The organism is Halomonas sp. KX33721, from assembly GCF_001596805.1.
GTDB classification, from domain to species: Bacteria; Pseudomonadota; Gammaproteobacteria; order Pseudomonadales; family Halomonadaceae; genus Vreelandella; species Vreelandella aquamarina.
In genome coordinates this window covers 13,141-26,359 of record NZ_LVIA01000013.1, presented here as the reverse complement: position 1 = coordinate 26,359, position 13,219 = coordinate 13,141, and the positions used below count along the sequence as shown (strand labels likewise).

The window sequence follows — 13,219 nt, the reverse complement described above, 5'->3', positions numbered from 1 at the left end:
GTTTTTTTCTTACCTGATGAACAGCGAGGCTATGATGACCGATACGACCTATACACCACCGAGCGTATGGAAATGGGAGCCGGGCAACGGCGGTAAGTTTGCAAACATCAATCGTCCGGTAGCGGGCGCCACCCATGATAAAGCGCTGCCGGTAGGCAAACATCCGCTACAGCTCTACTCCCTCGCCACGCCCAACGGTGTGAAAGTCACGGTAATGCTAGAAGAGCTGCTGGAAAAAGGTATTGAGGCAGCCGAGTACGATGCGCACCTGATTCAAATCGGCGAAGGCGACCAGTTTGGCAGCGGCTTCGTTGAGGCTAACCCTAACTCCAAGATCCCGGTGCTGGTGGATCACAGTATGAACCCGCCCCAACGGGTGTTTGAGTCAGGGGCTATTTTGCTCTATCTCGCCGAGAAATTCGGTGAATTTCTGCCTACAGACCCGGCCAAACGCACCGAGTGCCTCTCTTGGCTGTTCTGGCAAATGGGCAGCGCTCCCATACTGGGCGGCGGCTTTGGTCACTTCTACGCCTACGCGCCAGAGAAGTACCAGTACCCGATTGACCGCTACACCATGGAAGTCAAACGTCAGCTAGACGTACTGGATCGTCACTTGGCCGACAACCGCTTTATGGCAGGCGATGAGTACACCATTGCCGATATAGCGATTCACCCCTGGTACGGCGCGCTGGTGAAAAACCGCGTGTATGAGGCCGCTGAGTTCCTCGAGGCACACACCTACACCAACGTGCTGCGCTGGACCGAAGAGATTGATGCCCGCCCTGCGGTACAGCGGGGCCGCATGGTAAACCGCACCTGGGGCGAACCCAACGAGCAGCTTCACGAGCGCCACGACGCCAGCGACTTCACCGAGAAAACCGAAGATAAGCGTTAATTCGCGTATTAGGAAAACGTACGATGTTCGATCCGAAATACGCCCAGCTGATATTTTCATGCCTGATGGCACTGTTTATGTCATGCATTATGTCGCTGGTCATAACGCTGTATAACGTGGGACTTGTGGAAGGGATTGTAGTGATTTGGCTCAAGGCGTGGCTGTTTGCCTTTGCCGTCGCGCTGCCGGTGATCAACTTGGTCGCCCCAATCGTGCGGCGTTTGGTGAAGCCACTGGTCAAGCAGCCGCACTAACGCCGCTCACGCATTGAGTCCCATTAACCAAACGGGGCCTGCTCATCGCAGGCCCCGTTTGTTATATCATGATGCGTTAAAACTGATAGCGCACGTTGGCCGTGACGCTGCGACGGTCGCCGTAGCCACAGTCACCGACGTCATAGCGGCACCAGGAGACATACTCTTCATCAGTGGCGTTTTTCAAGTCTACGGAGAAGCCCCACTCACCCAGGGTGTAACCCACCATCGCATCATACAGCGTGCTGGAAGGCACTACCGGCGCGCCGCCAGAGCCAACGTTGTCGCCGACATAACGAACGCCCGCCCCAATACGCCAGTTATTACCAACATACAGGCGGTTCCACCAGGAAGCCTGCTCTTCAGCCACATACGGCAAGCGAATACCGGTACCGTCGTTAGTGGCGTTCAAGTTGGTATACGCGACTTGGGTTTCAAACTGCTGCCAGCGCTTATTTACCTGTAGCTCCCAGCCATCGACCACGGCACCCACTTGCTCGACGCCGCCCGGAGTAACGCCATCGCTAATGCGGTTTTGCTGAGTAATATCAAAGTAGGCCGCGCTCACGGCCAGGGATTGATCTGGAGATACGTACTTAAAGCCAATCTCCTCCTGGTCGCCGGTGGTGGGCTTCAAGGGGCTTGGGTTAGCTGTGCCGTCGTTACCCAGGTTCATGACGAACGCTTCGGAGTAGCTGACATAGGGTGAGAAGCCGTTATCAAAGCGGTACATCAGCCCCAGCCGGCCGGTGGTCTCACCTTCATCACTGACCGTATCTGGGCCAGATAGCGCCAGCGTGCGGTTCTCTGCCCAGTCACGGCGCAGGCCCGCTGAGACGACCACAGGGCCTACTTCGATATGATCCGCCAGATACACGCCGACTTGTTCAATCTCATTATCCGGGCGGTCAGTGGGGTTCAGCGAATCCAGCTGAAGATTGCCATACTGAGGGTTATAGACGTTGAACTGCCCGCCACCACTGGCCACCGAACTATAATTATCCTGAGACCAGCGAGCGTCCTGACGGTCAATACCTGCCACCAGCGTATGTTGGGTATTGCCGAGCGCAAACTCGCCTTCCAGGCGCGCATCCATATTGAGAATGCGCGTTTGAGCATCCGCCATAAAGATGGTCCGATTCACATTGCCGTTAGCATCGGGCACGCTGGGGATATCCACCCAGTGCTCGCGGGTTTCGGTGCTGGAATCGGTATAGCGGGCGGTGGCAGCAAACGCCCAGCTGTCGTTGAGCTGGTGATCAACAAACAGCGTTGTTTCGATCTTTTCCCGGTCGTAGCGGTCCCAACCCGGCTCGCCAACAAATCGCTCCGAGCCAATAAAGCCCAGTGAACCCGACTCTAACGTGCCCGCCTGGGGAAGGAACTGCGCCGATACCTGGCCTTTGTTTTCCTGGCGGTTCAGTAGCAGCGTAATGTTGGTGGCGTCGCTGGGGCGCCACGTAAACGATGGCGCAAACAGGTAGCCATCATCTTCAACGTGATCGACTTGTGTATCGCTATCGCGGGTTAACGCCACTAAGCGATAAAGAAACTCGCCCTCTTCATCGGCCGCCCCGGTCACATCCAACGCCAGCTGCTTGCGGTCATAGGAGCCGTACTGCGCCCAAACCTCACCGCTGCGCTCCTCTTGGGGTAGTTTAGAGACGCCGTTGATGATGCCGCCCAAATCAGCTTGGCCATACAGCATGGAAGATGGCCCGCGTAACACCTCCACACTCTCCAGCGCGTAGACGTTGGTGCGCACGGTGTTGTAGGAGCCATACACTTGGCGCAAACCATCCAAATAGCGGCCTGCATCTAGCCCGCGCACTTTAGCGCTGTCGCCACGAGTGTCGAATCCAAAGTTGCCCGCATACACGCCGGGGGTATACAGCAGCGCATCCTGAATGTTTTTGGCACCGCTCTCCTGAATAAACTCTTGGTCGATCACTGACATGGAGTAAGGCTGTTCGGCCAGCGGCACATCCAGCTTGCCTACTGAGGGCTCCCGCTCAGCATCGCTGTACCCATAAAGACCGGCCGATTCAGCGGTGACTTCAACCGTATCCAGATTGACGCTGCTCTCTTGTGCATAAACTACCGGCACAGCAGCAGCCGAGGCTAAGGCAACCGCGACGCTCAGCGTGCGCAGGCGAAAGGTAGGTACAGGTTTCATCGTGAAAGATCCCAGAGCGAATATTAATGTTAATGATAGTAATTTTTATTCGCGAAAATATAGGAGGCTATACAAAGGATGTCAACGGAGGCGAAAGGTGAGTTGAGTCGGACAGGAAGATGCGTTAATGCAAATATTTCTCAAAAAATGACTGCCTGCCGAAGGTCGGCAGGCAGTACAAGGGGCTCTTCGCTTGCGAGGGGGCTGACATTACTGCAGGCGAGAGTTATTCAACGCGTAGTTCCACACCCGGTAAAAGTAGAAAATATAGCCAAGCCCCAGGGTCAGAAATGAGATCACCATCCACAGAATAATATGGCCAACATTGCTGAAGATATTGATATCGCAAACCATTTTCCGCTCTACGCCGGTTGCGTTATCCACCACGCTGGTGCGGTTGATCACGAAGCGAGCGAAGGAGTAAGGAAAGAAAAACAGCGCAATGCCAAAGGTAATAATGGTGAGCAACACCCAGATGAGCAGGTGGCCAATAATATCTAGAATCGAGAGGTCAGCTTTAATGTTCACAGGTCGCCCTTACGCGTTAAGAAAGGGGCGAAGATTACCACTGTGCTCGCTGCCCGTGAACGGCCAGCAGGTGAAGCCTGCGCTTTAAGGGCCGCCCACCCCTGCTAAGCTGGATTCACCTTTTCCTTCCCCGCGCTTTACCACACTTAGCGAACCGTCGGTTTCCAGCACCACCGCCTGAGCAGCCTCTAAACGTAAAAGCCCGCTGCTGCGTACGGCAGAACGCACTTCATCCTGCGTTACCCTCGCCTTCCTTAGCGACGCTTGCAATAACTCCCCGTCATACAGCAGCAGTATCGGTTCCCCCGTGACGAGCCGCTTTACCCAGCTGACACGCACGCTCAGCCACGTAATGATGAACTGCAGGGAAATCAACAGCCCTAGTGCCAGCGCACCCTCTGCCAACGCCACGTCTTTCGATAGCAGTACGGTGGCAAGCGTAGAACCCAAAGCCACGGTCACAATAAGATCAAAGGCGTTCATTTTGGATAGCGTGCGATTACCCGAGATACGTAAAAACACGATCAGCACCGTGTAGGCAAGTAACCCCACCACCAGGGTACGGGCCAAACTTTCCCAACCGCTAAAAAAGACCATTTCCATTGGCGCTCACCCCTGAGTGACGAAAGACAGATGCCTTCCACCACCCAAGGTAGCAACCATAGTGCCTGGGTGCGATGCTATCCGCTGGATTTAGGCTTCATCAAAAATTAAAATTGCTTGGTAAGCGTCAACGCACCAAATTTATCCTGTTCATCCTGGCCATCGAACTCGCGGGTGCGCTGCACGGCTGCGAAGGTTACCTGCCACTCTTCCCAAGCCAATGCCAGCCCGGTAGAAACATCAGCCACCCACTCGTTACGGTCTACTGAGTGACTATTTCTAAAGGTGTTGCCATCCAGCGTCAGGTTCTGTGCCATGTAATATCCCTCCACGTTTGCGAACAGGTACCACTGCCAGCCACTGCTGCCATTTAGCTGATGGCGGCTGCCAGGATTAGGCGTTAACGTAGGAATACCCTGGGCATCGTCGCCCCAACGAACGCTGTAACCAGCGCTGGCATAGGTATACAGGTTGCCAAGCGCCATCCCGACACCGGGGCCGTGGGAAAACTGTTTACTTGCCAGAGGCGTGTCATACCACCACTGGCGGCGCATGGTCAGGTTGACGATTGCCTCATCGCCCAATTGGTTTTGCCAACCGCGCGGCCGGTCACTATCGGTAACACGGTGAACCTCCCGCTGAATGCTATCCGCCTGGGAGGAAGGGCCTACCAAGCCAACATCCAAATGCAGGTCGGTGGCCTGCTGCCAACGGCCCATCGGCTTATCTTCATAAAGCGACACACCGCCATACACTAACCCCGCGTAAGGGCGGTCATCCTCAATCAGCTCGCGGCGCTCAATCACATTAGGCGTATAAATTTGATGCACTAGGCGGTAGGAGGCGCGATCAGCTTGACTGATGATACTATCCGGCAACGCAGCCGCTAAACGCTGGGGCCAGCTTTGTGGTTCGGGGGTAAACATCCAATTCAACTCGAAGCCACTGGTAAAGTGGCCATCATCACTGCTGGCAAGTCCATCGTTTGCATGCTTAATGGAAAGCGAACTATCGTCGGCGGACGCGATAGCGGGCAGCAGGCTGAACGGTAGTACAAACAGCAGCACGGCTTTACATAAAAAAGCTGCCGGGGCTTGGGTTTTGCGATAGTAAACAGACGGCGTCATGGCTCATTCCTTGAGTTGAGAGCTGGGCAGGTAGACAAAACATACTCGGGGTGGGGAACAAACATTGTTGATTGTATGTAATCATGCAAATAGATAGCAAGCTACTTTCTGTTATGCATGTCACACGCAATGCCTACCCACCCTGAGGTACTTCCTTGTTATAACGAACTGGCAACCAGTCCGTTATTTAACGCTAGCACATGAATACCTATCGCTCCCGTAATAGCCACTGCGGGGTGATTTCATGCTGGCCGTTTTCATCAGTGATAAACAGCGAACCGTCACTAATCATGACGGCCCAGTTAATCGCCCTCGGTAGGTTTGCTGCCACGGTGGCCAGTGCCTCTTGGGGCAATCCAGCGACGTGCACATTTTTCAAGGAAGCGACGGCGGGCAGCACTTTGCTTTCCCAAATATCCACGCGGCCATACGCCAGCAGCGAGACCCGCTCAGCGCGGCGCGAACACCAGGTTAAGCGCTCGGCGTCGGGCAAACCGACCTCTATCCAGTGCAGCACTCGGCCATCCAGGCTTTTTTCCCACAAGGCGGGCTCATCCACATTGGACAGCCCACGCCCGAATGCCAGCGATTCGCTGTACCAGAGAATATAAGCGATCAGCCGCGCGCACAGCCGCTCTTCCGTTTCAGAGGGATGGCGGGCCACCGTGAAACGCAACGTTTCATAGACGTTGCGATCCAGGTCAGTCAGGTTAACGTCGACTTTGTAGGGGGTAGCACTTAGCGCCATAACATGAATCTCAACATTCTCTAATGATATGCGCGCCAGTGTAGCGGATTTGAGTGATCATCGCGCAGCCATCCACGCACTACGCACTAGCCTATCGCGCGTTCGTCGCTCAACAGAGTGGCATACTTCACTGTTTCTGCTTCATGCATCGGCTCACGCCATGTCTCTTTCAACGCAGCGGCATACCAATCTTGCATGGCGGGTAGGTCTAACAGGCGCTGCACATAAGCAAGGGAGACTTCACTCAGCGTCAAGTTGAAGGTTTGTATACGAAACGCCACGGGGGCATAAAACGCATCCACCGCAGTGAAGCGGTCTCCTGCTAGAAACGGGCCGCCAAAACGCGCAAGCCCCTCCTGCCACAGCGCATCTAACCGTGCCATATTGCTTTTCAGCCCTGGGGAAAGCTCGTTCATCGCCACGCGGACGCCACAGTTCATGGAACACTCATCCCGCAACGCACCAAAGCTGCTATGCATCTCGGCACTGGCGGAGCGCGCCCAGGCCCGTGCCTCACGCTCTTGCGGCCATACGTTCGGGTGTGTTTCCGCCACGTACTCTACAATCGCCAGCGAGTCCCACACGGCGACATTGTGATCGTTATCCACTAGGCACGGCACCAAGCCGGACGGCGAAAAGCGCTTGAACGTGGTGTAGCTATCCCCAAAGCCACCTTCAAAGGGCATCAGATGCTCATTAAAGGGAATTTCCAGCGCTTTCAGCAGCACCCAAGGGCGCAGCGACCAGGAAGAGTAGTTCTTATTGGCGATATATAGATCAAACATGCCGCGCTCCTTATGGTGAAAATAAAATTAGCTAGCCCTATCTTGCTGCCTGCACCAGTGTATTACCTCCGAGCCCCATTAATACGCCTCCGCCAATCCGTTGAATCAACCGGGAAGAGCCATGAGACGTTTGCAGCCATGCGCGAAGCGGGCTGGCCAATAGCACCACCACCACATCCGCTGACGAGAACAGCACGTTGGTGGCAATGCCTAACCAAAGCAATTGCCATGCGACCGGCATGGCAATATCGGGCTGCACAAATTGCGGCAGAAACGCCACGAAGAAAAGCGCCGTTTTAGGGTTAAGCACTTCCACCAGAAAGCTATCGCGCAGTACCCGCTTGGTTGAAGCGAGCGGGAGTTCGTCACTGCTCGTGCGAATGCCTTGTTGCCATAAACGCACGCCCATCCAGAGCAAATAGAGTCCACCGATGATTTTCATCGCGAGATAGGCAGGTGGAATGGCCGCAAACAGCAGCGCTAACCCCAGTGCGGCGGCGATAACATGCACATAGCAACCAAGATGCACCCCAGCCACCGCCAACCAGCCCGCCCGTCGGCCACGTCCCAGCGTTTGTGCTGCGGTGTATAACATCGCAGGCCCGGGTAAATAGGCAAACCCCAGCGCGGCAAGAAGAAAGGCGGCCCACTGCATCGCGGTCACTCCGGCATAGTAAGAAATAGTAAGCCTGAGAATAAAATAAGGGGTGACGCGTGCGCCACCCCTCAAATAAGTAAAACTCGAAAAAAGAGAGCTTAGAAAAAAGAGAGCTTAGAAATTGGGTTTGCGCTTCTCGACAAAGGCGCTCATGCCCTCTTTCTGCTCCTGGCCTGCAAAGCAGAAGGCGAACAGGCTGGTTTCCAGCGCCAGGGCGCTATCGAGGTCCTGATCCATGCCGTCATGCACGGCCTGCTTGGCGCCGCGTACCGACTGCGGCCCGTTACCCTTCAGCTGCTTGGTAAGCTCTTCAACATAGCTCTCAAGCTCGGCCTGGGGCATTACCCGGTTGACCAGGCCAATGCGCAGCGCTTCCTGAGCATCGATCTTGCGCCCGGTCGTCACCAGGTCGATGGCCATGGCGGGACCGACTCGGCGCGGCAAACGCTGGGTGCCGCCAAAGCCGGGAATGACGCCTAGCAGGACTTCCGGCTGGCCGAAGATGGCGTTGTCGCTGGCGACGGCCCAGTCGCAGGCCAGCGCCAGTTCGCAGCCGCCGCCAAGGCAAAACCCGTTCACCAGCGCGACCACCGGCACGGGCAGTGTTTCCAGGCGCTTGATGGTACGCAGTGCCTGGCTGGCAAATGCGCGGGCCTCTTCGGGGGTTTTATCACGCATTTCAGTGATGTCTGCCCCGGCCACAAAGGATTTTTCCCCAGCGCCGGTAATCAATACCGCCCGCAGGTTGGGGTGCGCTTCAAGCTCGACTAAATGCGCTTCCAAAGCGCTGAGCACGTCGCTATTCAGCGCGTTCAGGGCTTTGGGGCGATTAATGGTCAGGCGCACTACACCGTCGTTATCAACCTTCTCGATCACTGCGTCGCTCATGATGGCTCCTTGATTGTTATTGCGCTTGTAAGTGATGACCACTCAACCCTAGCGAACGCTTGGTTGGGTGGCAATCACTTCTTTTGTCGCGCTTCAATCCGGTAGTTGGCTACTCGTAGATATAGAACCCACGGCCGCTCTTACGGCCCAGGTAGCCTGCGGCCACCATACGCTTGAGCAGCGGGCAGGGGCGGTACTTGGGATCGCCAAAACCTTCCTGCAGCACCTCCATGATCGCCAAGCACACATCCAGGCCAATCAAATCCGCCAGCGCCAGCGGCCCCATGGGGTGGGCGGCACCTAGTTTCATAGCGTCATCGATGGCTTCCGGCGTGGCGGTGCCTTCCTGCACGATAAACGCGGCCTCATTGATCATCGGCACCAGCAAACGGTTCACGGCAAAGCCCGGCGCATCGCCCACCGGCACTGCGGTTTTGCCCAGCGCTTTGGTCAGCGCTTCGATGCGCTCTACGGTGGCATCCGAGGTCTGCTCGGCGCGGATCACCTCGACCAACTTGAGTACCGGCACCGGGTTGAAGAAGTGCATGCCTACCACCCGCTCAGGGCGCTCGCAGACCGCCGCCAGTCGAGTCAGTGATAGAGACGACGTGTTCGACGCCAGAATAGCGTCGCTGCTCAAATGGCTGAGATCCCGAAACAGCTTCTCTTTCAATGCGGGCTGCTCGGGGGCAGCTTCGATGATCACGCTGCAGTCGCTGAGCGCATCCAGCGCCGTGGTGGTCGAAAGCCGAGCCAGCGCTTCCTGCTTGCCCTCTGCCGTCATCTTCTCTTTAGCAACGAGCTTCTCGAGCCCTTTATCGATCGCATTTTTGGCGCGGGTGAGCTGCTCATCGGCGACATCGTACAGCCGCACATTAAAGCCACTGGCGGCCACCACTTGAGCAATCCCCTGCCCCATGGTGCCTGCGCCTACCACGCCAATCCGCTGTTCGCTCATTGCTGTTCCCCTGACTGGTGCTGTCTGGCTTCTTCACGCAGCACGAATTTTTGAATTTTGCCCGTGGACGTTTTGGGCAGTTCGCTAAAAACCACCGTTTTCGGCACTTTAAAGCTCGCAAGATGCTTACGGCAGTGGGCAATGATATCCGCCTCGGTGACTTCGCCGTAGCCTATTTTCAGTTTGACGAACGCGCAGGGCGTTTCGCCCCACTTTTCATCCGGCTTCGCGACCACGGCGGCCTCTTCCACCGCTGGATGGCTGTAAATGGCATCTTCGACTTCAATGGTGGAGATGTTTTCACCGCCCGAGATGATGATATCTTTCGAGCGGTCTTTAATCTCGATATAGCCGTCGGCGTGCCATACCGCCAAGTCACCCGTGTGGTACCAGCCGCCCTCCAGCGCTTTTTCCGTGGCCTCGGCGTTTTTGAGATATCCCTTCATCACGTTGTTGCCGCGCATCAGGATTTCGCCGATGGTTTGGCCATCCTTGGCAACGGGTTCCAGCGTGACTGGATCGGCGACGCAGAGCGCTTCCAGCATGTGGTAGCGCACCCCTTGGCGGGCCTTGATTTTGGCACGGGTCTCCAGTGGCAGCTCGTTCCACGCCTCGCGCCAAGCACATACCGTGACCGGGCCGTACACCTCGGTAAGCCCGTAAACGTGGGTCACTTCGATGCCCAGCTTTTCCACCCCTGCAATCACCGAGGCGGGCGGCGCGGCACCGGCGGTGGTCACTTTTACCGGATGATCAAACACCCGCTTTTGATCGGCCGGTAGGTTCACCAACCCATTGAGCACAATCGGCGCGCCGCTGAAGTGGGTGACGCCCTCTTCGGCGATCAGGTCGGTGATGCGTTTGGGATCCACCTTGCGCAGGCACACGCTAACGCCCGCATTGGCGGCAATGGTCCAGGGGAAGCACCAGCCGTTGCAGTGGAACATCGGCAGCGTCCACAGATACACCGGGTGGTGGGGCATGGCCCACTCGAGAATATTACTCACCGCGTTCAGGTAGGCACCGCGATGGTGATACACCACGCCCTTGGGCTTGCCAGTGGTGCCGGAGGTGTAGTTCAGCGAAATCGCCTGCCACTCGTCGCTGGGCAGCCGGTAGGCGTAATCAGGGTCGCCCTCGGCCAGCAGCGCCTCGTACTCCAACTCGCCAATGCCTTGGGTCTCACCCAAAAACTCCGGGTCGGCCACGTCGATGATCAGCGGCTTGCTCTCCAACGTGGCCACCGCCGCTTGAATCACCTCGGCAAACTCAGGATCCACCAGAATCACCTTGGCTTCGCCGTGGGCCAGCATATAGCTAATGGCGTCGGCATCGAGGCGAATATTGAGCGTATTCAGCACGCATCCCGCCAGCGGCACGCCGAAGTGGGCCTCGAACATCGCCGGAATATTGGGCAGCATGGCGGCCACCGTTTGCCCGGGTTGAATGCCACGCTTTTCCAGCGCCGAGGCTAACTGGCGGCAGCGTGCCCAGGTCTCTGCCCAAGTACGGCGCGTCTGGCCATGCACCACGGCCGGGTAATCTGGATAAATAGCCGCCGAGCGCTCAATAAACGTGAGCGGTGAGAGCGCCACATGGTTGGCAGCGGTCGGCGGTAAGTCTTGTTCAAAGATGGAGGTCATGATCGGTTCCTGCACTCTCGGTTTTATTATTGACGATTTTATTATGAGCGACGCTCGCGAATAGGCGATGCCTAATGAACACCGCCGCCTAAGAGGCGGCGGTACGGCTAGTGAGCGGCGCGGCTGTCAAACTGGCTAAAACAGTGCCAGCCGGCCTCAATCACGGCATGCTGGGCGCGGCCAACCGGCAGCCATTGGTGAATGGCAAACTCGGCGCTGCACAGTTTGGCGCGGTAAAACGGCTCATCGCTGCCGCCGTCTACAGCCTGTTGGGCATGCAGCGCTGCAATGCCCATTTGCCAAGCGCACAGTACGTGCCCGGCAAGGTTCAACAGCGGCGTGGCGTACGCCTGTACGGCATCGGGGCCGTGCTCAGGGTCGCTGCCCTGCTCCAGTACCAAGGCCATGGCGGCGCGCAAGTCGTCAGCGCCCGCCGCGAGTGCACTGCCCATGCTGGCCAGCGACGCTTCACCCCGCAGCGCTTCGGCCGTTTTATGCACATCATCGATCAGCGCAGAGAGTGCCGCCCCCCCGTCTCGCTGCAGTTTTCGGCCGGCCAAGTCCAGCGCTTGAATGCCGTTGGTGCCTTCATAGATAGGCGCAATGCGCGCATCCCGCAATAGCTGGGCCGCTCCGGTCTCTTCCACGTAGCCCATGCCGCCGTGCACCTGCACGCCCATAGAGGCAATATCCACCGCTTGGTCGGTCGAGAAGCTCTTCACAATCGGGATCAGAACATCGGCGCAGGCCTGAGCGGCTTGGCGTTCGGCGTCGCTCTCTGCACGGCGAGCGATATCTAACTGCCCGGCACAGTAGAGCGCCAGGGCACGCAGCGCATCGGTACGGGCACGCATGGAGAGCAGCATCCGGCGCACGTCAAAGTGATCGCTAATGGTGCACTCGCTGCCGCCCCGCTGTTTGGGGGAGCGGCCCTGAGTGCGGTCATTCGCGTAGGCCAAGGCGTGCTGGCAGGCGCGTTCGGCCACGCCAATCCCTTGGATCCCGACCTTATGGCGCGCCTCGTTCATCATGGTGAACATGTGGTTGAGCCCGCGCCCCTCCTCCCCCACCAGATAGCCTACGGCACCGCCGTTTTCCCCAAAGCTCAGCGTGCAAGTGGGCGAGCCGTGAATGCCGAGCTTGTGCTCGATGGAGGCGCAGGTGACGTCGTTACGCTCGCCAAGCGAGCCATCGTCGTTCACCAGAAATTTGGGAACCAGGAACAGCGAAATACCCTTATTACCTTCCGGGGCATCGGGCTTGCGGGCAAGGACGAGGTGAATGATGTTCTCGGCAGCGTCGTGCTCGCCCCAGGTGATGTAGATTTTTTGGCCGCTGATGCGGTAGTGATCGCCTTCCGGAACGGCTTTGGTGCGCACTTTGGAGAGGTCCGACCCCGCCTGGGGTTCGGTGAGGTTCATGGTGCCGGTCCAGGAGCCCTCAACCAGCTTGGGCAGGTAGGTCGCTTTTAAGGCATCGCTGCCGTGATGGGCCAGCGCCTCGATGGCACCGGCGGTGAGCATCGGGCATAGCCCTAACGCCATGTTCGCGCCGTGGAGCATCTCCTGCACCGCACTGGCAACCACTTCGGGTAGGTTCTGCCCGCCCAGCTCTTCAGACACGCCAATACCGTTCCAGCCGCCCTCCACATACGCTTGATAGGCGGCGGCAAAGCCTTCAGGAGTGGTGACGCTGCCATCAGTATGGCGCTTAGCCCCCTGGCGGTCGCCCGTGCTGTTGAGCGGGCCCCAGACATCGCCCGCCAGTTTCGCAGCCTCTTCCAGCACAGCCTCGACGAGATCAGGCGTCGCCTCTTCAAACCCCGGCAACGCCAAGGAGCGGTGCGCTAACATCTCTTCGAGCACAAAGCGCAGATCTCGGACCGGCGCGGCGTAATAATTCATGGCAAAACCCCAGGCAAATGCGGTGAAATAGTAAAAACACTATCGCTGATAG

General features: G+C 57.4%; 13 protein-coding genes. 2 read left to right on the top strand and 11 right to left on the bottom strand.

Annotation, left to right across the window (positions count from 1 at the left end; translation table 11 throughout):
• Positions 1-34 precede the first annotated feature (34 nt).
• Positions 35-895, top strand: coding sequence for a glutathione-dependent disulfide-bond oxidoreductase (yghU, locus tag A3220_RS04860; protein ID WP_062359354.1), 861 nt, complete (start codon positions 35-37; stop codon positions 893-895).
• A 23-nt stretch (positions 896-918) separates the two neighbouring features.
• A complete protein-coding gene (locus A3220_RS04855; protein ID WP_044627909.1) occupies positions 919-1,149 on the top strand; it encodes a DUF2798 domain-containing protein in 231 nt (76 codons plus the stop codon).
• A 76-nt stretch (positions 1,150-1,225) separates the two neighbouring features.
• On the opposite strand, the gene A3220_RS04850 is transcribed toward A3220_RS04855, so the two are convergent.
• The 11 genes from A3220_RS04850 to A3220_RS04800 all read right to left on the bottom strand — a co-directional run bounded on the left by A3220_RS04850 (position 1,226) and on the right by A3220_RS04800 (position 13,167).
• On the bottom strand, positions 1,226-3,325 hold the full coding sequence (locus A3220_RS04850) for a TonB-dependent siderophore receptor (protein WP_062373522.1): 2,100 nt from the start codon (positions 3,323-3,325) through the stop codon (positions 1,226-1,228).
• Between the two features lie 210 nt (positions 3,326-3,535).
• Positions 3,536-3,853 (bottom strand): DUF6693 family protein, encoded by a 318-nt coding sequence (locus A3220_RS04845; RefSeq protein WP_044627911.1) that lies wholly within the window; start codon positions 3,851-3,853, stop codon positions 3,536-3,538.
• Positions 3,854-3,937: 84 nt separating this feature from the next.
• The gene (locus A3220_RS04840; RefSeq protein WP_062359331.1) at positions 3,938-4,456 is read right to left on the bottom strand and encodes a YetF domain-containing protein; all 519 of its coding nucleotides are present in this window, start codon (positions 4,454-4,456) and stop codon (positions 3,938-3,940) included.
• Between the two features lie 107 nt (positions 4,457-4,563).
• On the bottom strand, positions 4,564-5,583 hold the full coding sequence (locus tag A3220_RS04835) for a lipid A deacylase LpxR family protein (protein ID WP_084812748.1): 1,020 nt from the start codon (positions 5,581-5,583) through the stop codon (positions 4,564-4,566).
• A 208-nt stretch (positions 5,584-5,791) separates the two neighbouring features.
• Positions 5,792-6,331, bottom strand: coding sequence for a YaeQ family protein (locus tag A3220_RS04830; protein WP_054645038.1), 540 nt, complete (start codon positions 6,329-6,331; stop codon positions 5,792-5,794).
• An 86-nt stretch (positions 6,332-6,417) separates the two neighbouring features.
• A complete protein-coding gene (locus tag A3220_RS04825; RefSeq protein ID WP_044627914.1) occupies positions 6,418-7,116 on the bottom strand; it encodes a glutathione S-transferase family protein in 699 nt (232 codons plus the stop codon).
• Positions 7,117-7,153: 37 nt separating this feature from the next.
• A complete protein-coding gene (locus tag A3220_RS04820) occupies positions 7,154-7,771 on the bottom strand; it encodes a LysE family translocator (RefSeq protein WP_044627915.1) in 618 nt (205 codons plus the stop codon).
• 117 nt (positions 7,772-7,888) lie between these two features.
• Positions 7,889-8,662, bottom strand: coding sequence for an enoyl-CoA hydratase-related protein (locus tag A3220_RS04815; protein WP_044627916.1), 774 nt, complete (start codon positions 8,660-8,662; stop codon positions 7,889-7,891).
• 109 nt (positions 8,663-8,771) lie between these two features.
• On the bottom strand, positions 8,772-9,620 hold the full coding sequence (locus tag A3220_RS04810) for a 3-hydroxybutyryl-CoA dehydrogenase (protein ID WP_039176547.1): 849 nt from the start codon (positions 9,618-9,620) through the stop codon (positions 8,772-8,774).
• Positions 9,617-11,263 (bottom strand): acyl-CoA synthetase, encoded by a 1,647-nt coding sequence (locus A3220_RS04805; protein ID WP_062373520.1) that lies wholly within the window; start codon positions 11,261-11,263, stop codon positions 9,617-9,619. The genes A3220_RS04810 and A3220_RS04805 overlap by 4 nt, the downstream gene beginning before the upstream one ends.
• Positions 11,264-11,370: 107 nt before the next feature.
• Positions 11,371-13,167, bottom strand: a complete 1,797-nt coding sequence (locus A3220_RS04800) for an acyl-CoA dehydrogenase (protein ID WP_062373516.1) — start codon at positions 13,165-13,167, stop codon at positions 11,371-11,373.
• Between the last annotated feature and the right edge of the window lie 52 nt (positions 13,168-13,219).